The sequence below is a fragment of the Xanthomonas sp. CFBP 8445 genome, assembly GCF_025666235.1.
Classification (GTDB): Bacteria; Pseudomonadota; Gammaproteobacteria; order Xanthomonadales; family Xanthomonadaceae; genus Xanthomonas_A; species Xanthomonas_A indica.
The window spans coordinates 4,475,980-4,498,618 of record NZ_CP102594.1; the positions used below are offsets into that span (position 1 = coordinate 4,475,980).

Here is a 22,639-nt window from a genome sequence, read left to right on the forward strand (position 1 = left end):
ATGGCCCAGGCGCATGCAGTCGAGGTGCTGCTGCGCCCCGCGGTGGAGCTATACACCGTTGCCGTTTGCGCCGGCGCCGCGCTGGCGTGCGTGGTGGCACCGTGGTCGCTCGCGCTGAGCCCCACGCTGGGGTTCGCCAGCGCCCTCGGTTTCGCGGCCTTCGGCGGCATCCGCCTGCGGCAGGCCCACGCCATCCTGCGCTACCGGCGCAACATCCGCCGCCTGCCACGCTACGTGATGACCAGCCGCGACGTCCCGGTCAGCCAGCAGCGCCTGTTCCTCGGCCGCGGCTTTCGCTGGGACCAACGCCACACGCACCGGCTGATGCAGACCTACCGGCCCGAGTTCCGCCGCTACGTAGAGCCGACAGCGCTCTACCGGCTCGCGCGGCGGTGCGAGGAGCGCCTGGAGTTCGCGCCACCACCGTTCGCGCGCCTGGCGCGCTGGACGGCGTGGGACCACCCGATGAACCCCGTGCGGCCCCTGCCACCGGTCGGCGGGCTGCCGCGCCTGCACGGCATCGAGCCGCAAGAGGTGGACGTCACCCTGCCGCTGGGAGAGCGGGTCGGGCATACCCTGGTGCTGGGCACCACGCGCGTCGGCAAGACGCGCTTGGCCGAACTGTTCATCACGCAGGACATCCGCCGCCGCGCCGCGGACGGTGGGCACGAGGTGGTGATCGTCTTCGACCCGAAGGGGGACGCGGACCTGCTCAAGCGGATGTACGTCGAGGCGCGCCGCGCCGGACGCGAAGGCGAGTTCTATGTGTTCCACCTGGGCTGGCCCGACCTGAGCGCGCGCTACAACGCGGTGGGGCGCTTCGGCCGCATCTCGGAAGTCGCCACGCGCATCGCGGGGCAGCTGTCCGGCGAGGGCAACAGCGCGGCCTTCCGCGAGTTCGCGTGGCGGTTCGTCAACATCATCGCGCGGGCACTCGTGGAACTGGGTCAGCGCCCGGATTACCTGCTGATCCAGCGCCACGTCATCAACATCGATGCGCTGTTCATGGAGTACGCCGCGCACTTCTTCGCGCGGACGGAGCCCAAGGCCTGGGAGATCATCGTCCAGCTCGAAGCGCGCCTCAACGACAAGAACATCCCGCGCAACATGATCGGGCGCGAGAAGCGTGTGATCGCGATCGAGCAGTACCTCGCGCAGGTGCGCGTGTACGACCCCGTTCTCGACGGCCTGCGCAGCGCGGTGCGCTACGACCGGACCTACTTCGACAAGATCGTCGCCAGCCTGCTGCCGCTGCTGGAGAAGCTCACCACGGGCAAGATCGCCCAGTTGCTGGCGCCGAACTACTCGGACCTGGCCGATCCACGGCCCATCTTCGACTGGATGCAGGTCATCCGAAAGCGCGCGATCGTGTATGTGGGCCTGGACGCGCTCTCGGATGCGGAAGTGGCAGCCGCCGTGGGCAACTCCATGTTCTCGGACTTGGTGTCGGTCGCCGGTCACATCTACAAGTTCGGCGTGGACGACGGGCTGCCCGGCGCCAACGCCAGCAGCAAGGTGCCGATCAACGTCCATGCCGACGAGTTCAACGAGCTCATGGGCGACGAGTTCATCCCCATGGTCAACAAGGGAGGTGGCGCCGGTGTCCAGGTTACGGCGTACACGCAGACGCTCTCCGACATCGAGGCGCGCATCGGCAACCGCGCCAAGGCCGGCCAAGTGGTGGGCAACTTCAACAACCTGGTCATGCTCCGCGTCAGGGAAACGGCCACGGCCGAACTGCTCACCCGCCAGTTGCCGAAGGTGGAGGTCTTCGCTACGTCCGTGACCAGCGGTGCCACCGACAGCTCGGATCCCACGGGCAACACCGCCTTCACCTCGAACACCCAGGACCGCGTCGCCAGCACCAGCGTTCCGCTGATCGAGCCCGCGCACGTCGTCGCGCTGCCAAAGGGCCAGGCCTTTGCGCTGCTCGAAGGGGGCAACCTGTGGAAGGTGCGCATGCCCCTGCCCGCGCCCGATCCTGACGAGGCCATGCCGCGCGACCTGCAGGAACTGGCCGCCGGCATGCGACTGCACTACGTCATGGACGCTGGAAGCTGGTGGGACGGCCAGGGCGCCGCGGGACCTCGGGATGACGGATTGCCCGGCGACCTGCTGCAGGACGCATTCGCCACGGCCGAGGCAGACGACCCCGCCGACCAGGGCGGGATGGATGGGGCCGGCATGCCATGAGCGATGTCGCCGCCACCGCGCAGCGCCAGCAGGTCCGCCAGCAGGGCTTCATCGTCGGCCTCATCACGCTGCCGTTCCGCTGCTTCGGCGTGCTGTGCGGATCGCTCTTGCTGTGCATCGTGGTCGAATGCGTGGGCATGGCGCTGTTCTGGCCGGACCAGGGCTGGCGCCACGCACAGGCCATGCTGAGCCATGAACTGGACCAGCTGTCCGATTACTTCGTGCGCAGCGCGCTCGTGCAGGAGCCAGGGCGCACCGCGCACCACTGGGTGCAGCAAGGCTACGAGTGGGTGTTCGTGCGCAGCGGCCTGCTCGAATGGATGCGGGACGCCTCGCGCCAGGCCCGCGCGAACGCGGGCGCCCACGCATGGAGCCTGCAGAAAGCGCTCGGCACCGTGGCCACGCAGGCGCAGGACTACCTGATCGCCGCGGGCTACACCGTGCTGGTGTTCATGGTGCGCCTGCTCGTGCTGTGCCTGTCGTTGCCGCTCTTCCTCCTGGCGGCATTCGCCGGGTTCGTGGACGGGCTGGTCCGCCGGGACATCCGACGTTTCGGTGCGGGGCGCGAGTCGGGGTTTCTGTACCACCGCGCGCGCGCCAGCCTCGTGCCGCTGGCGGTGCTGCCCTGGGTGACCTACCTGGCCCTGCCGATGAGCGTGCATCCGGTGGCGATCCTGCTGCCGGCGGCGGTGCTGCTGGGGGTCGCGACGGATGTCGCGGCGGGGAGCTTCAAGAAGTATCTCTGACGCGATGCGAGGAGGACCGAGACCTCTTCATCTAGTTTGCTCATCGTCACCTTTCCCTCAGCCGCGTGTCAGCGGCCATGGTATACATCGCAACTCGATCAGCCCGCAATTCCTTTATCGTCAGCACTGAGTCAGAATCCTGCGGCACTTGCCATAGTGAGCACGAAAGTGCAAAACAATTCTTGATATTGAGCAGACGCAAGGCGCTCGGCAGAAGCGCCACGACACTATTCAAACGACAGCCACATATCATCAACAACAGTTTCGGGAGGAGCCGTGAGCGATCAGGAAAAACCAAAAGTATTCATATCTTACAGCTGGACCAATCAGGATCACATTCAGTGGGTTGTGGACTTGGCCCATGAGCTGGGTGATGCGGGCGTCCACGTGTTGCTCGATAAGTTCGATCTCCGCGAGGGCGATGATTCCATCCAGTTCATGGAGAGAATTGTTAACGATCCAACGGTTCAGAAGGTACTTCTGATTTGCGATCGAGTTTATGCAGAAAAGACGAATGCAAGGACTGGCGGCGCGGGGGTGGAAGCTCAGATTATCTCGCCGAGAATCTATGCAAACATGGATAAGGGAAAATTCGTAGCTGTGCTATCAGAGAGAGATGCTGAAGGCAACCCCTACCTGCCAACGTACTACGCCAGCCGGATATACATAGACCTGAGTAATCAAGACAAGTACAACGAGAATTTTGAGTCGCTAATTCGATGGATCAACAATAAGCCGCTGTACCAGCGCCGAGCAATCGGTCAACGTCCGGCGTATCTGGACGAACCGGAGGAGCTCTCTCTCGGGACTGCTCCCGCATTCCGTCGCGCGATTGAGGCGATGAAAAGTGGAAAGCCTTCAGCAGGGGGCGCACTAAGTGATTACTTCCAGACGGTCTCCACAAATCTCGAACGGCTTCGTCTCCATGACTCAGAATCTGAAGACTGGGCAGATGTTTTCTTCACAAATCTAAGTTCGACAATACCCCTTCGTAACGAGCTAAATCATACATTTGAAGCCATAGCCACCTATGGCGTCACAAGTGAATTTGGCCCCAAAACTATCCGATTCTTTGAGTCGCTTATACCGTACTTCGATAGACCGGAAGGGGTCAGATCATGGAATGACTCCGATTTCGACAACTTCCGGTTTCTCGGCTATGAATTTTTCATCCACGCGCTTGCTACCTTCATCAGCCACGAGCGGTTTGACCTGTGCAGTCTACTTTTGAATAGCGCATATTACAACGAGCGAAATAGAGAATTGGGCAAGCAGCCAATCTCCAACTTCACCGTATTCAACAATTCAGTGCAGACCCTCTCAAGGCACAACGAAGCGCAGCCTAAGCAGTACACCTCTCCTATCGGCAAGCTTGTAAGCGAGCGGTTAGTTGGCACTCAGGTTAATCTAAGAAAGATCGTCCAAGCTGATCTTATTGCATACATCAGAAGCGATCTAGATTCACTTAACTCAAGGAACTGGGACATTTGGTGGCCGCATATGTACGTTTATGGCGGTCGGCATTATGGAGCACTAGAATTATTTGCGCGCGCCCAATCGATTGGATATTTTGAAAAGATAAAAGGACTTTTGGGAGTAAGCAATGCAGATGGCCTCGCACCGTTGATCGAGGCCCACTCCGGAGGGCAACGCGCTCCCCGCTTCAACTATGAGCGGGTGAATGTAGGCAGTCTGATCGGCATTGAAAAGCTTGCTTCCAGGCCATAGGCGCGTACGTATTGCGACGAGTATTTCAGTCGGCAGCCGCGAGTCCACTATACGACTGCCGCACTTTTTTCAGGCGTACGTCGTTCAACTATGCAGATTTATTCGCGATGCGCTTCCGCCGGGCCAATGCTCTAACAACGGCTGAGAGAACTTCCGATGCACGATGCTGCTCAAGTTGCGCGGCAGCACAAAACAACATACTGATGCGGCCCCCACGCATCTCAAGATTCTCATAGAGGGCCCTGCGCTCGACGTCCCCAAGATCGTTCAACTTCAGGGCTCGGACGGTGCGCCGACCCGTGGGCGTGACGCCTCGAAAGACCCAACTTTTTGCAACCAAAATGTGCTCAGAGTAGACGTGCACATAAGGATTCACCCATCGAAAATTCTCCGGAGCCGAAGGATATGCGCCACCCGAACCAATATGCACATTGATAGCTGGGCAGTTGCGAGGCCGGGGGCCTATAAATCCCTTTGGACGACTAGCGATCTTTGCACGCCAACTTGCGAACGCTCCGTTCTTTTTGGTATTACACGTACCACACGAGAGCGCAAGATTCCTAATTTCAAAGCGAAAATCCTCAAAGTAATCCTTATCAAGGAAATGCTCCAAATCCGTGTCCCCGTTATCACCAAGGCGTCGACGACAAAAGCAGCACCTACCGAGTTGTGCCTCTCGAAGCGCCGACTTGATATTTTCTTTGAAACTGGACACCACTTTGGCACTAGAGGTCCATTTATATCTATACAGTGCTGATGGCGTCGCTCCAGCGGGGCGAGTTGGTACAGGATCAATGTATTCAAATCCAATGTGCACAAGTCACTCCCCGTCGTCAATCAACGCGTCAATCACGCTTATCAACGGGTCATTATCCGTAAGCGCCGAGCGTATCTTTTTAAGATCTGGCACCAACCCCATAAAATCTTCCCCACCATAACTGCCGTTCTCTACCATCGATATGGCCCGCTGAATTGTTTCAACCACTATCGCATTTCGGCTTGATCCAACGCCGAACTGCGACAAAAGTAGTTCATCAGATGATGCCCCATATGAAACCAGACTGAGCCGGGTTGGCTCGGAAGACATGTCCACCACGGAACTCGATTCCGGAACCGATCCAACAATGAGTGGAGAATGGGTCGATATAATTACGTGTCCATCCAGCCGCACTTTATCACACACATCAAAAATAGCTGACATAAGATCACGTTGCCACTGGGGGTGCAAGTTATTCTCTGGCTCATCCATAAGCAGTACAGCTTTAGGTTCCAGCGCGAAGCCAACAGCGAGCATTGTTGAGAGCATATGGTATTCGCCAGAACTCAGCTCTTCAGCGGGCATGAACCACTCTCCCTCGATTGGCATAACAGTGACTTCGCGCAGTCGAACAAGCTCGGTCAGCAGACCCAACCGCAATGCCTCTTTCGAAATCTCAGAGTTTTTTACTGCCGCGCCACGCTCGGATAGGGATACAGTTGCGAGCCTTACACCCTTCCGAGCTCCCCAATTCTGAAGTTCGATGAAGTCATCGTAGTCAAATTCATCGAGTAGCCACTCCGCCGTGGCAGGCGACACGTGAGGAAGCGACCGCTTTGAATTGCGTACCTCCCCCCTCTCACGGCTCTTAGCTTGAATAGCACCTATGAGATCCAGTTCCATCTCTCGCCAACCTGGACTTAACTGCACCTTATACCTCGATTCAGAGCGTAGCCCAGCATACGCATGAGCATCCCGAAAGAATTCCCAACTAAATCGTTCTCTTTTCCTAGCATCTAGTGCAAAACTCAGCATAGCCTCAAGTGGCGCTTTTTTGCTGAGCAAATTGCTTCCCACGCGCTGGCCAACATAAGTGTAGTTTGGTACATCGAATGCTGTGCGCGACCCGCCAGGATTCGACTTTTGCGGGAATCGATCTGCCGCAGACCCGGAGATGCAGAGCACCTGATGGTGATTTGGATTGAGCGACTCGGTCACTAATTCGCCGCCGAGCGGAGGGCGAGCAATCCGCTTAACCAACTGCTTTAAAAGGGTGCTTTTGTTAGATCCATTTCTCCCTGTTATAACCGTGGTTTCAAAGCTGCGACGGCTAATTCTTTCAGGGTGAAGCAAGTCAACTAGCTTGGACGCCCCATTTTGGAGCTTAAGCTCCATAGCACTAATCACGGTCCCTGCCACAATTCCTCCTGATGAATTCGCGAAAGATCTAATTTTCTAAATAGTACGCTGATTCATGATGACCGGATGGAACTCGGCGCCATGTGTTACGGCCAATTAGTAATGTCGCGATCCAGCCAAATAGAAATGTCCCGATCACGCCAGGCGGCTAGCCTACCGGTTTTGCAGCCGATGCGGAGCGATCAGGATGTCAGCCTACGAGCGGATCACGATGAGCCTACGCGAAGTCGATCGCCTCAAGGTCATCCAGGCGGTGACCGAGGGTTTCCTCACGCCCACCCGCGCCGCCCAGCGCCTGCAGCTGAGTACCCGGCAGGTTCACCGCCTGGTGCAGCGTTACCGGGACGACGGCGTTTCAGGCCTAACCTCACGCAAGCGCGGCCAGCCCAGCAATCATCAGCTGCGACCTGGCCTTGAGCAGCGCGCCGCCGCGCTGATCCGGGAGCATTACCAGGATTTCGGGCCCACGCTTGCGGCCGAAAAGCTCGTTGAATGTCACGGCCTACGCCTGGCCAAGGAAACGGTCCGGCGCATCATGATGGATGCCGGTTTATGGACGCCGCGTCGGCAGCGGCCGCCCAAGGTGTACCAGCCCCGTAATCGTCGGGCCTGCCTGGGCGAGCTGATCCAGATTGATGGCAGCGATCACCGCTGGTTCGAGGACCGAGCACCGGCCTGTACGCTGCTCGTCTACATTGACGATGCCACCAGCCGCCTCATGCATCTGGCATTCGCTCGCAGCGAATCAACCTTCAGCTACTTTCAGGCTACTCGGGCCTACTTGGAGCGCCACGGTAAGCCCTTGGCGCTCTACAGCGACAAGGCCAGTGTGTTTCGAGTCAACAGCAAAGATGCTCAGGGTGGCGATGGCCACACGCAGTTCGCCAGGGCCATGTTCGAGTTGAACATCGATACCTTCTGCGCCAACTCCAGCCAGGCTAAGGGCCGCGTCGAGCGAGCCCATCTCACCTTGCAGGATCGCCTGGTCAAGGAACTGCGACTACGAAACATCAGCACCGTCGAAGCCGCCAATGCTTATCTGCCGCTCTTCATGGCCGATTACAATCGTCGCTTCGGCAAACCGGCTCGCTCGGACTTCGATGCCCACCGCCCAGTACGCGACGATGAAGATCTTTCGTTGATCCTCACCTGGCGCGAGCCCCGGCGAGTCTCGAAAAGACTCACCCTGCAATACGACAAACGCCTCTACCTGATTGATGATACTCCGCAGACGCGAGGCCTGGCTGGCCACTACGTGGACATCTATCACTCTCCATGCGGGCGCATAGAAATTAGATCGGAAGGCGTTCCCCTGCCCTTTGGCGTTTTCGATCAGCTGCCTGAGGTTAATCAGGGCGCTATCGTCGATAACAAGCGGCTGGGGCACATCCTGCAGGTTGCCCAGCGGATGCAAGCGCAGCGCGACAGCCGCCGTTCTCAAGCGGTACCGGGCAATCCGAAGCCAACCAAAGCGCAACGCCAGGAGCCGCCGAAGAAGAAGGCCAAAGAGTTCATGCCGGAGGACATCCTAGCTGCCCTGCAGCAAAGCTCACTGCCGAAGCGGAGCCGCTATGCGTCAGTCGATCACCGCTGAAGGACTCAGTGCTTTGGTGGCTGCTGGAGCAGCATGGGATGTGCGAGCCGTTCCAGGCCCCGACGGGCATGGATGGCAGCTGCAGGTACGCTACAGCAAAGAAAGCCGGCACTTCCCTCTCCGCTCGCGACGGGAATTGGTGAGGGTATTTCGGACACTGGATGCTCTCAACCGGTACGCGCAGAAACTCGGGATTCGCAGGTTCAGTGTCGAGATCTAGTACTGGAATTTGCATCCTGCTGGATGCCAACATTTAGGCTGTATTCAATTAAAACACAGAGGACAGCACGGAACGGCCCCCAAAATGCGCGGACAGGTTGTCGAGAACAAGCTGCACTGTCGCCTGTACAGCTTCTGGGGAACGGCCAGCAATGTGAGGTGTGAGAATGACATTGTGCAGCTCCGCCAGACCACTCGGCACGTTTGGCTCTCCCTCGACCACGTCGAGTGCAGCCCCACCAATACGGCTTTGCGTCAGCGCGTCTATCAGCGTTGCTGTATTTACTACACTGCCCCTCGCGATGTTGACGAGAAATCCGTTGGCACCAAGCGCATCCAAAACAGCCGAATCTACGAGGTGAGTTGTCGATACTCCTCCTGGCGTGGCAACAATCAGGAAATCCGACCATTCGGCGAGTGCTATCGCTGAAGGGAAGTAGCGCCAGGGTGATCCATCGCGAGGTTTACGGTTGTGATAGGCAACCGACATCCCGAATCCCTTCGCGCCTCGCTGGGCGATTTGTTCACCAATATTGCCCAACCCTAGGATGCCGAGTCTTTTCCCGGAGATAATGGGCCGGGGTTGACGCGAGATCGCCCAATCGCCACGTCTTGTGGCTGCGTCAGCCTGAACGATTCCACGGGTAATGGCCATGAGCAGCGCCATCGCGTGATCTGCGACGGAGGCGTCATTTGTGCCCGGACCATTGGTAACAACTATTCTTCTGGCTCTTGCGGCTGCCAGATCAATATTTTCGTAGCCCGCACCTAGTGCGCAGATAATCTCAAGCTTCGGAAGCGCTGCGATCTCGTCGGCACTCAGGCCTGTCGAGCCATTTGTCAGTACAGCACGAATGCTATCGCCCATGGCTTGTGTGAGTGCTTGTCGTGCTGAGGCTTTGGGCGCGACATGGATTTCGAACCCTGCATTTTCGAGACGACACAAGCTTTCATGCGTCAGTTCTATTACAACAAGGAGAGGGATCGGCATGTATGACATTCCAAAGGCTCCAGCTGGCCATACTTCACCATAGGTGGAGGGTTTTAACCACTAACGTTGGCAACATAACCGAGTTGACTAGCATCAGTGGTATCAGAGCTGACATTTCTACTTGGCCATCAGAGCGACATCTCTACTTAGCCTTGACACCATGAGTGTCTACCAGTTAGCTCTTCGCATCGCGCGCTCAATCACTTGAAATCTCGGCTCTCCGTCGCCAGCCGCCCCAGTAACGGCGACAGGTCGGCGAGCCGGTCCGCCACCAGGTTGCACACTTCTCCCTCGCGCTGCCAGCGCCCCTTGACGGCCAGCAGCCGGGATTCCAGCAGCACCTGGCGCTGGGCCTCCCGCACGCCGCGCCAGACGATGACCTGGGTGGCACCGTGTTCGTCCTCCAGCGACACGAAGATCGTCCCCTTGGCCGTCTCCGGCTGCTGCCGCAGGGTCACGATGCCGGCCGTCCGCACCGTGCGCCCATGGGGCGTGTGGCGCAGTTCCTCCGAGGTCTTGAGCTTGTACTTGTCCAGGCGCTTGCGCAGCAGCGCCATGGGGTGGCTGCGCAGCGTGAGGCCGGTGGATGCGTAGTCCCACACCACGTCCTCGCCTTCCGGCGCGGGCGGCAGTTCAAGGTATTCCTCATCGACAGGAGCCTCCCGCAAGAGCTCAGGAGCGGCGTGGAGCGCCGCGGCATCCCACACCTGCTGCCGGCGGTGCCCCGACAGCGTGGCCAGGGCGCCGGCGGCCGCGAGCAGCTTCATCTCGTGCTGCTCCAGCCGCGCGCGCTGCGCCAGTTCCTCGGCGCTATCGAACGGCCCGGCGCGGCGCGCATGCATGATGCGCTGCGCGCTGGCGGCCTGCAGGCCGCGGATCATGTGCAGGCCCAGCCGCACGGCGGGCACATCCGGAAGATCCTCCAGCGAGGTTTCCGCGTCGCTGTACATCACGTCCACCGGGCGCACCTCCACGCCGTGGCGTCGGGCATCCTGCACCAGTTGGCTCGCGGAGTAGAAGCCCATCGGCTGGCTGTTGAGCAGGGCCGCGAGGAACGCCGCCGGCTCGTGCCGCTTGATCCAGCACGACGCATAGACGAGCAGCGCAAAGCTGGCCGCGTGGCTCTCGGGAAAGCCGTATTCCGAGAAGCCCTTGATCTGCTCGAAGATCTGTTCGGCGAAGGCCTTCTCATAGCCACGCGCGGTCATGCCGTCCACTATCTTGGCGTAGTACTTGCCCAGGCCCCCCTTGCGCTTCCAGGCCGCCATGGCACGGCGCAGCCCGTCCGCTTCACCGGCAGTGAAGCCCGCAGCCAGGATGGAGATTTGCATCACCTGCTCCTGAAACACGGGCACGCCCAGGGTCCGTCCCAGCGCCGTTTTTAGGGCCTCGCTGGGGTACGTCACCGGCTCCTTGCCCTGCCGGCGGTTGAGATACGGATGCACCATGCCGCCCTGAATCGGCCCCGGCCGCACGATGGCCACCTCGATCACGAGGTCGTAGAAGCAGCGCGGACGCAGCCGCGGCAGCATGCTCATCTGGGCACGGCTCTCGATCTGGAACACGCCGACCGTGTCGGCCTTGCAGATCATGTCGTAGGTGTCGCTGTCCTCCGCGGGGATGTCCTGCATGCCGAACGCATAGCCGCGGCGCTGGCCGATCATGTCGAGCGCGCGCCGGATGGCCGACAGCATGCCCAGCGCGAGCACATCGACTTTCAGCAGGCCCGCGGCATCCAGGTCATCCTTGTCCCACTCGATCACTGTCCTGTCGGCCATGGAGGCGTTCTCGATCGGCACCATGCGGGACAGCCGGTCGCGCGTGAGCACGAAGCCGCCTGTGTGCTGGGAAAGATGCCGGGGGAAGCCGATCAGCTGGGTGGTCAGCGTGATGAGTTGGCGCACGGCCAGGTCCGACACGGACATGCCCAGTTCCTCGAAGCGCTCCAGGCGGATGTCCTCCCCGTCGAACCACTTCTGACCTTCCGCAAGCGCATCCAGCGTTTGCAGGTCGAACCCCAAGGCTTTGCCCACATCCCGGATCGCCGATTTCGGCCGGTAGCTGATGACCGTGGCCGTGAGGGCCGCCCGGTCGCGGCCGTACTTCGTGTACAGGTACTGGATCACCTCCTCGCGCCGCTGGTGCTCGAAGTCCACGTCGATGTCCGGCGGCTCGTTGCGCTCCCTGCTGATGAAGCGCTCGAACAGCACCGACATCCGCGCCGGGTCCACCTCGGTCACGCCCAGGCAGTAGCAGACCACGCTGTTGGCGGCCGAGCCCCTGCCCTGGCAGAGGATGTGCCGCGATCGCGCGAAGGCGACGATGTCGTACACGGTGAGGAAGTAGTGCTCGTAGCGCAGTTCGCAGATCAGCTCCAGTTCGTGTTCGATCTGTGCCTGCACGGTGGGTGAGATACCTTCCGGCCAGCGCCGACCCGCCCCCTCATACGTGACCTGCCGCAGGAAGCTCGCCGCGGTGTGGCCCCGCGGCACGACCTCGTCGGGATACTGGTACTTGAGCTCGTCGAGCGAGAAGCTGCAGCGTGCGGCGACGTTCAGCGTCTCGGCGAGCAGATCGGCCGGAAAGGTCTGCGCCAACCGGAGCCGCGTGCGCAGGTGGCGCTCAGCGCTGCGGTGCAGCGCGTGCCCGCATTCCGTGAGCGGCTTGCCGATCCGCGTGGCCGTCAACACGTCCTGCAGCGGCTTGCGCGACCGCACGTGCATATGCACGTCGCCCACGGCCACCAAAGGCAGGGCCGTCAGTTCCGCGAGCGTGCGCATGCGATGCAACCATGCCTCGTCGTCCAATTGCCGCACCTGGTCCACGCCGATCCAGCAGCGCCCGCGGAAATGCGCCAGCGCCCAGGTCCCCGCGGCCCCCAGCTGCGCATCGGTGGATGGGCGATCCGGGCAGAGCAGTGCAAGGCAGTCCGCGAGCTCGGCCCCGGTGATCTGCCCGAGCGTCAGGTGGTACTCGCCCTTGGCCGATACACGTCGCAGCTTCGTGATGAACTCGCAGAGGTTGCCGTACCCGTTGAGGTTCCGCGCCAGGACCACCACCGTGAAGCGTGCCTCGTCCGCGGTGCGCGGCTGCACGCAGAACTGCGCACCGAGGATCAGGGGCAGCCCCGCCGCCTTAGCCGCCACATGGGCCCGGACCACGCCGGCCATGCTGCATTCGTCCGCCAGGGCCAGCCCGCTGTAGCCCAGCTCCTTCGCGCGGCGCACCAGTTCCTCCGGGTCGCTCGCGCCGCGCAGGAAGGTGAAGTTCGACACGCAGCGCAACTCTACGTAGTCGGGGATGGTGCGCGGCCTGCGGTTCATGGCGGCCCGCTCATGCGAAATGTCCGTGCAGGAACCACGCGGTCTGGTCCCCCGCCAGTCGCTGCTGGAACACCCACAGCACACCGGCATGGGCGCTCAGGGCCAGCCAGTAGTCGCGCTGGACGTTCAAGGCCCGGGCATCGTCTCCCTCTCCCGTTCGATGCCACCAACCGCCCTCGACGCGGTCCGGCCCGAGCAGCAGCTGCAGCGGCCCCTGGTAGTACGGCCGGTTGTCGCGTTCCATGAGCCGCAAGGGCTCGTCCAGCATCCACGTGGGCAACGGGAGCACATGGGCCGGCTCCGCCACCTTGCGGCGCTTGACGGGCTCGCTGATCCAGCCCTGCATCCATTCGAGCCGGTGGTCCTCCTGCAGCACCGGGCGGCGCACACAGTCGGTGCCGAGGCGCGCCTGGATGCGCTCCAGGGCCAGCTCCGTTTCCACGCCCTTGCGCAACGTGTCTGGCAGCAGGGATCGGCTTTCCTCGACGATCGGAGCGACCTCCGAGGCCAGCAACTCGATGTCGCCCGCGGGCGCCAGCAACTGCACCTTGCTCAGGTGCTCGGCCAGCAGGCGTGCGAAATGCTCGACGTTCTGCGTCGGCCTGGCCGTGCGCACCGTGAGCTCACCGCCGGTGCCGGCGTCCTTGGCCCGCATGACGTCATGGCACCAGCGCAGCGTGAACGCGGTCGCGCCCAGTCGCCGGGCCGCAAGCCAACCGGCCATTTGCACCAGCAGGCGCCGCGCCCCGAACAGCAGCGCGGGAGCGGTTTCAACGCGCGCCATGAGCTCCAGTCGGGCATGGAAGGTCTCCGGCAGCGTGATCCATTCGTAGGCCTCGGGCCGCAATCCGTAGGCCTGGTCCAGCGCGGCCAGCAGCGTCTTGTCGAAGCGCCGGCCCAGGCCCCCGCGCGGCAGGCGCCGGACATCGCCCAGGCTGCGGCATCCCACGCGCGCCAGCGTGGCCCGATGCTTGCCCACAGCAGCGAGCGAGTCCAACGGAAGTCGGTCCAGCAACTGCGCGATGGGCGCGCTGAACCCGTCCGGGATCGCCGCGTCAGGGGCATGGCGCACCAGCGCAAGCGCCGCCAGGCCCGTGGGCGCCCACGCGATCCGGGCGCCCAGTTCCGTGCAGCCCGCTTCCACGAGCGCGCGCAACGCCTCCATACCGCCGTGGAGCCGCGCGCTCGCGCCCACCTCGGCGACCACTGCGTCCTCCAGCAGGGCCACCCGGGGCGTGAACTGCAGCGCCCACGTGCCCAGCGACGGCGCATCAATGGGATGCGGGCAGTCCGAAGGCGGAAGGGGAAGCAGCACGGCCCAATGCGAAGACATCGGCAGGCTCCTTGCGGCGGGGTGGAAGCGACGGGGCCGGTGTGGTCCTCAGTCGCGGAGGCAGCATGGATTCCAGGCTCGCCGGGATGGCCTCCAGGTGCAGGGCACCGTCCAGCGGGGCTCCGCGCCGCTTCGGAATGCGTACTTCCAGCTGCCAGCCCTTGCCCAGGGCCGTAGCGACACGCAACGGTGCCGGAGACGCGCCGGACAGCGCGGCCGTGGGCCGCAGCAGAAACACCGCCGCGTCGCAGGACTGCGCGTGGACCTGCAGCCGGCGGATTTGCTCCGGCCGCGCCTGTGGCAGCCAGGACAGCACGGCGCCCGCAGGGTTGGACTTGAGCAACTGCTCCGTCACCCACAACCGGTCCGCGGGCCCGCTGGCGTGGATCCACACGATGCGATCGGGCGGCAGGCCCAGTTGCGCCAGGCCAACCGTATGGGGCTGCTTGGGCGGCGCCACGAGGTAGATGCACCCGTCCGATGCCAACATCGCCGGCACGGCCGGACCCAGCAACCGCCATTCGCAAAGCGCTGGCTGCGGCATGAGCAGCTCGGTCAGCGTGTGGGTAGGCCAGCCTCCCCCGGGAAGTTGCGCATCGAGGGCATCGAAGCCGGAAGGTACTGTGCGCCCAAGGGGTTGCCCGACGTCCGCACCGAGCCACACCGCTTCCGCCACATGCGGGGGAAGAACGGTCGAGTCGAAGGCACGCGGCGAGGTGATGCGATAGGACATGGGCTAACTCAACAGTGCGAAAACACATGCACTGTATGAATAAACAGTATATCCATGCCCGCGAAATCGTGGGTGTCGCCGGCTATGCCGTCCACCTGTAGGCACTGTGGAATCTCCGGAAAAAGCCTCCCGGTCAGGGGCGGCCCTGTCCCTTGCGCCTGACCGGGATAGTGGCGATTGCTTCCCGCCTCCGCTTGGGCTACTTTGTGCTCGCAGCAACATCGCGGCCACTCAATGGCCCTATCTGCCGAACAGGCAGCTGAGAGAAAACGGGCGCTACCAGCGCTCTTTCCGACATCTACTGCCGAGCAGGCAGATTGCACAGCAGGAAGGCACCACACCGGGCGCGGCGTCCACCGCCTCCGGTGCTTTCCGTGCACGATTCGCTGTGCCTGCCGCGGCCCGCCCCGGCGCGCCCCCACACCCGTTTCGATCATTCACTGCCGCGCAGGCAGCTGTCCAACAACGGGTCCCATCACATGTACGCCATTCCACGCCGCCCCGAGAATCCCACCCTCAACGACTGGCTTCCGCACTATCGGGAATTGATCGCGCTTCGGGACATCAAGGACAAGACCCGACAGGACAAACTGCTGTGGTGCATGCACCTGTCCGAGCTGATCGGCGATCGCGCGCTCGACACCCTGCGGCCCTCCGACATCGCTGGAGCCGGAAAAGCCATGCAGATGCGCGGCCTGGACACTTCGGCGCGCAGGGTCATCATCGAAGCCAAGGACATCTTCAACGAGGCCGTGCTTTCGGACTGGTCCTATCGCAATCCGGCCGACGCGGTGCGGCCGCCGCGGGTCAAGGTCCGGCGCATGCGGCTCTCGGCGGAAGTCTGGAAGAGCATGCTGTCCAGGTGCTCCAGGAAATCGGTGGCACACCGCATGCTGAGGCTCGCACTGGTTTCGGCACAACGCCGCGCCGACCTCTCCTGCATGCGCTTCGACCAGGTCTTCGACGGCCACCTGTGGGTCAGGCAACTCAAGACAGGACGGCAGATCGCCATCCCCCTCGAACTGGCGTTGCCGGAATTCGGGCTGGTGCTCGGGGACGTCATCGAGGACTGCAGAGAAGCTGCGAAGGGATCGGCTTTCATGCTGCCCAAACGCAATGGCATGCCGAGCCCCCCGGCGAAGCTCAGCTACGAGTTCATCGAACTCCGCAAGCTGGTACTCGCCGCTTGCGATGTTCCGCCTGGGCGGACGCTGCCCTCACTGCATGAAGTGCGATCGCTCGCTGAGCGCTCATACCGGGACATCGGCGTGGACACGCAGGCCCTGCTCGGTCACAAATTCCCATCAACCACGAACACGTACAACGATGGCCGAGGCATCAACGACGGCCAGTGGAAGTTCGTCCGGCTGCATCCAAACACCGCGGCCGGCGCCACCATGCATTGACGCCCCCCCAGCCGCCACAGTCGATGCCATAGGCTGCGGCGGCCCGATGCCAACCTCCAGAGTTTCTAGAATTCGTACTTCACCGAGGCGCGCCAGAACTGCGAGTACGGGACCTGCAGCAAGCGCGCGGTTTCGGCCTTGCTGTTCCCCTTCTTGCGCAGCCTCCGTGCTTGCGCAAGCCAGGGTGGGGCGCCGCGCGGCTTCTTCTGTGGCTTCAACCTGGCGGCATGGGGTGTCCGGAACACGCCCCCAGTGAGCAATGTCACTTCGAGGTCATCGGGGAAGACCTTGATGCGGCGAATGATCCCACGCAGGTACTCGGCCTTCTGGTGGTGGGTCTGGCGATCCAGTGCCATCCCAGTGAGACGGTCGATCAGCGCGATCAGCGCCTGCTCCAGCGGCTTCGCACGGTACCGGTCCTGGCACGTCGTGCCAGCGCCGTAGCGCTGCAATCTCGGGACATAGTAGCGATAGAGGGTGCCTTTCCTCGGAACTCCCACGTGTATGAGCGCTCGCTCGCTTTCGTTGAAGATCAAGCCACGCAGCACGCTGATGAAAGGATAGCGATTCCTGGCCGACCGCCGCGCCCCGCTTTGCGCCATCGCCTCTTGCGTTGCACGCCATGTCTCCTCTGAAATAATCGCCGTATGCTGGCCTGGCTGCGGCTGGCCGAGGTGGACAAGGTCGCCGCAGTAGAGGCGATTGCGCAGCACACGCGTCAATGCAGATTTTTTGAGCGGACCGCCGTACTGATTGCGAAATCCCTTCCGGTGCATCTCGTCGGCAAGGAGCTTCACCGACCCGATGGCGGCGTAGCGCCGGTGCGCGTAGCGGACGGCCTCCGCTTCCGTTTCCATGATGTCCAGGTATCCCTTTTGGACCGTATAACCGAAGGGGCGGCGGCCACTTTTCCAAAGCCCTCTCCGTCGAGCGCCTGCGAACCAATCGCGCAGGCGCTCGGAGGTCATGTCGCGCTCGAACTGGGCGAATGACAGAAGCACGTTGAGCAAGAGCTTTCCAATGCTGGTAGCCGTGTTCAGCGACTGCGTGACCGACACGAATGTGACGTTGTAGGACTCGAAGAGGGAGATGAGATTGAGAAAGTCGCGAAGCGAACGCGACAGGCGGTCGATCTTGTAGAGCACGATCATGTCGACCGCACCCTGCCGAACCTGGGTGAGCAGTCCCTGCAGTGCAGGTCGCTTGAGCGTGGCCCCCGAGTAGCCACCGTCGTCATAGCTTTCGGGGAGCAGGTGCCAGCCTTCGTAGGCTTGGCTCGCGATGTAAGCAGCGCACAGGTCGCGTTGGACCTGCAGTGAGCTCAGTTGAGGGTCGGTCTCGTCCGCGGACTTGCGGGTATAGATGACGCAGCGCATGGGATCTCCGGCAAAAGAATGGGAGCACGCTCAGCACTTGCTGCGCGTGCGCTCAGATCTCTTTTTGCTGTTCAAATCCACGCCGTGAAGGCGACATGCGACGATCAGACGTCTATGCGACGTTGACGAGGCCGAGCCGGATACTACCTCAGCGCGCCCGGGCTGGTGCCTGTTGGACGCTGGTGTCTTCCTGTGACTGCAAGTTGCGCGATGCTTCCTCGCCCGCGCGGGCGTCTGCCGCAGCCGCCATGGTCGCCTGCGGCGCCGATAGATCCACCTTCACGCGAAAGCCGGGGGTATGCCCTTCGATCCAGGCTGCACCGTTGTCCATCTGCACGCTCTTGATCTGCTCCGGTCGGGTCATGCCGTCGCGCCGGGCCTCGTTGGTGGCATACATCGCCGCCATGGCCGGAACATCCGCGGGCAGCTTTCCCTTGATGGCCAGATAGAGCGGATCCGCCTGCAGGTCGGCAGGCAACGCCGCGCCGTGCTCCGGCACCTTCAGCGGCACGTGCCAACCCTGGGGCTCGCGGGCTTCCGTCTTCGGCAGATGCAGCCGCTGCATGTGTTCCGACCATTCCGGCGCACCGAGGCCCCGCCGGCCTTCGCCCGCCGGCAACGGCCCGCGCAGCTCGTTGACGGCGTCACCGGCCAGCCCGCGCACGCCGCGCGCAAGCAGCGTCGTGCCGACCCGCATGGATTCGACATCGCCGCGGTACTTGCCGATCATCGGCGCGTACTGCTCGGCACGCTGGTGCGCCGCCGGGTCTTCCAGCACGGAGCGATCAGGCCGCCCGTTGCCGTCCACCGGCAGGAAGTTGTGCATGCGGTGCGACTCGACGATCAACCCGCCGACCGCGCTGAAGGGATTGCGCGCATCCCAGCCGCTTTTGCTGTTGTCGTAGCCGGCGCGCTGCAGCGTGGCGACTTCCTCGGGCGTCGCGTAGATGCGGACCTGGCCGTAGTGCCGGCTGGCAGCGCTGACGGGGTCGCCGGCCATGACGTGGTTGATGACGTCGGTACCGCCTTCGGGAATGCGGCGATCCAGGCTGACCGCACCGTAGGCGTTGAAGGTTTCGCCCTTCAGGCCGAAGTGGTGGGCGCTCGCCTGAGCCAGCGCTCCGCCGAGCGAGTGACCGGTGACGGAAACCTCCGGGGCTTCGCGCCCCTTGCCAAGGGTGTTCGCATACGCCAAGGCTTCGCGCGTGAAGTCGATGGCATCAGCCACCTGCGCGTTGTGCCGTGTAGCGACCATGCCCCCGTCGGCGAGCACACCATCCTGCAAGGGCTGTCGATCGAACTCCGTGCCACGGTGGGCAACGATCAGTTGGCCATCATCGACGCGTTGGTAGAGGACTCCCTGATAGCCCGAAGGACGATCCACATATTCCAGACGCCTGTAGGAGACGCCACCGATGTCCACTTCAGGGCTGTTGATGCCCGTTTGCCTCGGCTTCGAATAGACGTCATAGGCCAGCGCTGCATATTGCTGATCGGTGAGCTTCACGGCTCCACCTTCTGCGCCGACAGGGTGACTTTGAAGAGATCGTCGCGAGTACTTTCCTTGAAATCTTCGACGCTCGCACTCCCGACATCAGCGAAGTTCTTCACATCCTCCCGAGGGTAGTGGCCCTTCCAGAAATAGGTGGTCTTGGCACTCGAATCCATGATCTGAACCTTCTCCAGACTGGGCGAAAAATTCGTCTCGTCCTCCGTCCCCGAGGCTTTGAGCGACATCCCCACACCCATCAGATCCCAGTGGCAGATGCCCTTGCCGAAGTAGTCTGCGTCCACCATCCCATCGACATAGATCGTGGACACGTAGGTCTTGTCGTCGATCTTCTGGAAGGTCGCAGGCACACTCTCCTCTCGCTGCTTCGACCAAGCACCCGCCACCGGATCCACAGGCGTGCATTGTTCATAGTTGGTGATTCGATAGAACGCTGCGCCCTTGACGGACCGAAAATCGCCTGGCGCGCCTTCAATCGTCATCGTGATCCGGAAGGCTTGCGTCGGATGGGAGTTCTTTCGGTACACCGGGTCGCCGCCGGCCTCCGCGCGTGGCGTGCCGGCATTCTCCGAGGCAGTGTTCATCGGGTTGCATCCTGTCAACAGCAGCAGAAGGGAAAAAGCAAAGGGGATCTTGGCGTTCACGAATTGGGTCTCAGGCCACCAGGGTGCGCCGCGCGGCATGCTCCGCGGCGGCAAGGGCGCCGGTGAGCCGGCGGCAACTCTTTCGCACGTGCATGCCCTGCACCAGCAGCATCGCGATCAAAATGAGAAAGGACAAGCCCAGCTCGGGCACCTGCATAAAAACCGGCAGGGAGCCGGCAAGCGCCGCGGCCGCCAGGGCCGACATCGACATCAGCGCGGTCACGACGACCGCCTGCGCGATGGCCCGCCGCAACTGCTTCGACTCCTCCGTCCGCTTGCCCCCCGATCGCAGGCGCCACCAGGCGCGCGAAGCGCGCAGCATCAGGAGGCTCAGCCGCCCCACGATGCCGACCTGCAGCAATGCGCCCACCACCGCCGTACCCTGGGCCACCAGCAGCGCCACGTTGGCGGCGCTGCGGTACGCGAGGACGGCCATGCCGGCGGTGAGCAGCAGCGCGAGCAAGGCGGTGGTCAGCAGCGCGGACGTGCGCCGGACGGAAGCCTGCCACTCCTTCGACAACGCCATGTGGGACATGTCACGACTCCTGCGTCGATCGGTTCAGGGAACGGCGGCGCTGTCCGGCACCACGGAAGAACGGGGCGTCGCCGCCGCCCCCACCTTCCCGCCGGTGAATGCATGGGGGCAGACGCGCGCAAACATCGCCGACGAGTAGGCGTTGTAGCAGTACGGGTTGGTGACGGTGAACGCGCCCGTGGCGGGATTGATCGGCGCCCAGCAGTCACTGGGCACGCCGATCGTGCAAAAGAGGAAGGGGTCGTTGTTGTAGTACGGAATGAACTCGTAGTAGCCATCGGTCTGCGCCCACGAGGGCAACGCCATGACCGACAACAGCGCTGCAGCAAACAGTCCACGCTTCTTCACGACCCTTTCTCCTTGAGGGGGTAGCCAACCTTTCAGCCTCGCTTGAGGCCCGCCGTCAATAGCTCTTGAAAACCGCCTTGGAGCATGCGGTGTAGATGACCTTGCATTGCATACCGGAAACCGCGCGATTCTCCCGCTCGCAACGCTCCATCGCGACGCCGCTGGCTGCTTCTTCATCGCCTGCCGCGGCGAAGCTGGTCGGTCCGTCGAGGTAGGCCCGTCCCCCCACCTGTGGCTCCGCGACAGCCGCACACTGGTTTTTGTAGACAAAACCGATTCGACAACCCTTCACTCCATCGGAAGAGCAGCGCCTCAGCGCGTCGGCCTCCGCTTCGGATTTCGATGCCTTGCCTGTCGTCACCCCCAGGCTGTTCCAGCCGTCGCCCGCGCCCATGGCGATGGCACCCCAGGTCTTGACCCAGTACCCGGTCGGCCGGGGAGCCTCCTGCGGGGCCGCCTGGCTCTGCGGCATCGGGGCGCAACCGGCCGCCCCCTGGCCGCCGATCGGATACTGGCCGGGTGGGCATCCGCCTTCCGCGCGGGCGCCATACGCGGCACCCATCAAGATGCAAAGCGATAGAAGTTTTAGGTACATAGCTCTCTCGTTCACGTCACCTGATCCTGGTATCGCGGTTGGCCGCGCCCATGACGCCACTGCCTTCGGAAGGAGAACTGTTGGCCTGCGCCCCGCCGAGCCGGTGGCTGGCCGAGCCCACCATCGAACCCGAAGAAGCCTGCGAATCCGGGCGGGTTTGCGGGGGACTGTAGGAGCCAGGCGGCTGCCCCTGCGGCCCCGGAGAAGACGCATTCGCAGGGCCGAAGGCCGTGTAGGTCATGAACGTGCCCATGTTGCCTTGCCAGACCGCCGCCGCGATAGTCGGCACCGTGACGATCAGCGCGGTCATGATGAGCCCGATCCCGCCCTGCTGCAGGGCCTGCGATGAAAGGCCTTCGGCGTTGGCCAGCGGGATGAACTTCATCGCCCAGTAGGCGGCCGCCACCTTGGCGGTGAACTTCAGCACCATCGCCGACACCACCGACAGCATGGACATGGAAAACAGCGTGCCCAGCACGTAGAACAGCCACTTCCGGAACAGGTCCTTGGTCTGGTCGAACATCAGGAAGAAGATGAAGATCGGGCCGATGCCCACCAGAAATGCCATGGTGAACTTGAACAGCAGCAGCATGGCGCCGGCAGCCATCGGCGGGCTGGCCGTGCCGAAGCTGGCCAGCAGCATCGAGCGCCCCTTCTTCTCGATCGATTCGGGATCGTTAGCGTCCACACGCACCGCATCCAGCGCCGACAGGGCCAACTGGGTGTACTTGAGGTTGTCGTCGATCGAGTCGGCCGCGCTGCTGTTGTCGTCACCGGTGAACAAGCCGTGGATCTCCTTGTCCAGGTTGTCCGTCATCGTCTTGTGCAGCGCCGCGCCGTTCGCGCCGATGGTGGAGGCAACCATCAGGATCACCGCGACCTTGGCCGCCTTGACCATCGTCGCCATCGCCGATTCGCGCGACTGCCCGGTCGCGATGCGGTAGCCCTGGATCAGGATCCAGAACGTGGTCGCCGTCAACGCGATCACGCTCACCCAATGCATCGCGCGGCGCATCAGGTCCAGGCCGAACTCGGCGATCTCGTCGGTGAAGTAGTTGTTGACCAGCCGGAAGAAAACGAAGTCCCCCAGGGTGGTGTCCGCCAGCGGCTGCATCCAGTGCGTTGCGGTGTCGAAGACTCCGTTCATCCCAATTTTTTCCGTCTGCTGTGTCGTGAGGGTGAAGTTGTT

17 protein-coding genes are annotated in these 22,639 nt (G+C 62.5%); 5 read left to right on the top strand and 12 right to left on the bottom strand.

The features are described 5' to 3' along the window. The 3 genes from traD (at position 1) to NUG21_RS19380 (ending at position 4,667) form a co-directional block, all read left to right on the top strand. Positions 1-2,193 (top strand): type IV conjugative transfer system coupling protein TraD, encoded by a 2,193-nt coding sequence (traD, locus tag NUG21_RS19370; protein WP_263391744.1) that lies wholly within the window; start codon positions 1-3, stop codon positions 2,191-2,193. Then, positions 2,190-2,939 carry a TIGR03747 family integrating conjugative element membrane protein gene (locus tag NUG21_RS19375; protein ID WP_263391745.1) on the top strand — a complete coding sequence of 250 codons (750 nt, stop codon included), beginning with the start codon at positions 2,190-2,192 and terminating at the stop codon, positions 2,937-2,939. The genes traD and NUG21_RS19375 overlap by 4 nt, the downstream gene beginning before the upstream one ends. A 276-nt stretch (positions 2,940-3,215) precedes the next feature. Further along, the gene (locus NUG21_RS19380; protein ID WP_263391746.1) at positions 3,216-4,667 is read left to right on the top strand and encodes a toll/interleukin-1 receptor domain-containing protein; all 1,452 of its coding nucleotides are present in this window, start codon (positions 3,216-3,218) and stop codon (positions 4,665-4,667) included. 820 nt (positions 4,668-5,487) lie between these two features. On the opposite strand, the gene NUG21_RS19385 is transcribed toward NUG21_RS19380, so the two are convergent. Further along, positions 5,488-6,819, bottom strand: coding sequence for an ATP-binding protein (locus tag NUG21_RS19385; protein ID WP_263391747.1), 1,332 nt, complete (start codon positions 6,817-6,819; stop codon positions 5,488-5,490). 211 nt (positions 6,820-7,030) lie between these two features. On the opposite strand from NUG21_RS19385, the gene NUG21_RS19390 reads away from it, so the two are divergent. Continuing rightward, the gene (locus NUG21_RS19390; RefSeq protein WP_263391748.1) at positions 7,031-8,437 is read left to right on the top strand and encodes an ISNCY family transposase; all 1,407 of its coding nucleotides are present in this window, start codon (positions 7,031-7,033) and stop codon (positions 8,435-8,437) included. Positions 8,438-8,705: 268 nt separating this feature from the next. Here NUG21_RS19390 and NUG21_RS19395 read toward each other — a convergent pair whose 3' ends face one another. The 4 genes from NUG21_RS19395 to imuA form a co-directional block, all read right to left on the bottom strand. Continuing rightward, positions 8,706-9,656, bottom strand: coding sequence for a 2-hydroxyacid dehydrogenase (locus tag NUG21_RS19395; RefSeq protein ID WP_263391749.1), 951 nt, complete (start codon positions 9,654-9,656; stop codon positions 8,706-8,708). A 191-nt stretch (positions 9,657-9,847) separates the two neighbouring features. Continuing rightward, positions 9,848-12,970 carry an error-prone DNA polymerase gene (locus NUG21_RS19400; protein WP_263391750.1) on the bottom strand — a complete coding sequence of 1,041 codons (3,123 nt, stop codon included), beginning with the start codon at positions 12,968-12,970 and terminating at the stop codon, positions 9,848-9,850. Positions 12,971-12,980: 10 nt separating this feature from the next. Continuing rightward, positions 12,981-14,303 (bottom strand): Y-family DNA polymerase, encoded by a 1,323-nt coding sequence (locus NUG21_RS19405; protein WP_263391751.1) that lies wholly within the window; start codon positions 14,301-14,303, stop codon positions 12,981-12,983. Next, positions 14,242-15,036, bottom strand: coding sequence for a translesion DNA synthesis-associated protein ImuA (gene imuA, locus NUG21_RS19410; protein ID WP_263391752.1), 795 nt, complete (start codon positions 15,034-15,036; stop codon positions 14,242-14,244). Before imuA ends, NUG21_RS19405 begins: the two co-directional genes overlap by 62 nt. A 374-nt stretch (positions 15,037-15,410) precedes the next feature. On the opposite strand from imuA, the gene NUG21_RS19415 reads away from it, so the two are divergent. Further along, entirely contained in the window at positions 15,411-16,442 is a 1,032-nt protein-coding gene (locus NUG21_RS19415) for a tyrosine-type recombinase/integrase (protein WP_263391753.1), read from the top strand. A gap of 65 nt (positions 16,443-16,507) precedes the next feature. Here NUG21_RS19415 and NUG21_RS19420 read toward each other — a convergent pair whose 3' ends face one another. The 7 genes from NUG21_RS19420 to NUG21_RS19450 form a co-directional block, all read right to left on the bottom strand. Next, positions 16,508-17,818 (bottom strand): recombinase family protein, encoded by a 1,311-nt coding sequence (locus NUG21_RS19420; RefSeq protein ID WP_263391754.1) that lies wholly within the window; start codon positions 17,816-17,818, stop codon positions 16,508-16,510. Positions 17,819-17,966: 148 nt separating this feature from the next. Further along, entirely contained in the window at positions 17,967-19,325 is a 1,359-nt protein-coding gene (locus NUG21_RS19425) for a Tle-like phospholipase domain-containing protein (RefSeq protein WP_263391755.1), read from the bottom strand. Further along, on the bottom strand, positions 19,322-19,912 hold the full coding sequence (locus NUG21_RS19430) for a hypothetical protein (RefSeq protein WP_263393122.1): 591 nt from the start codon (positions 19,910-19,912) through the stop codon (positions 19,322-19,324). Before NUG21_RS19430 ends, NUG21_RS19425 begins: the two co-directional genes overlap by 4 nt. A 70-nt stretch (positions 19,913-19,982) precedes the next feature. Then, a complete protein-coding gene (locus NUG21_RS19435; RefSeq protein ID WP_263391756.1) occupies positions 19,983-20,507 on the bottom strand; it encodes a hypothetical protein in 525 nt (174 codons plus the stop codon). Positions 20,508-20,531: 24 nt separating this feature from the next. After that, positions 20,532-20,855: a hypothetical protein gene (locus NUG21_RS19440; RefSeq protein WP_019796336.1), complete on the bottom strand. Its 324-nt coding sequence runs from the start codon at positions 20,853-20,855 to the stop codon at positions 20,532-20,534. A gap of 55 nt (positions 20,856-20,910) precedes the next feature. Next, positions 20,911-21,450, bottom strand: a complete 540-nt coding sequence (locus tag NUG21_RS19445) for a DUF4189 domain-containing protein (RefSeq protein WP_263391757.1) — start codon at positions 21,448-21,450, stop codon at positions 20,911-20,913. 16 nt (positions 21,451-21,466) lie between these two features. After that, positions 21,467-22,597, bottom strand: a complete 1,131-nt coding sequence (locus tag NUG21_RS19450) for a TrbL/VirB6 family protein (RefSeq protein ID WP_019796334.1) — start codon at positions 22,595-22,597, stop codon at positions 21,467-21,469. Positions 22,598-22,639: the final 42 nt, after the last annotated feature.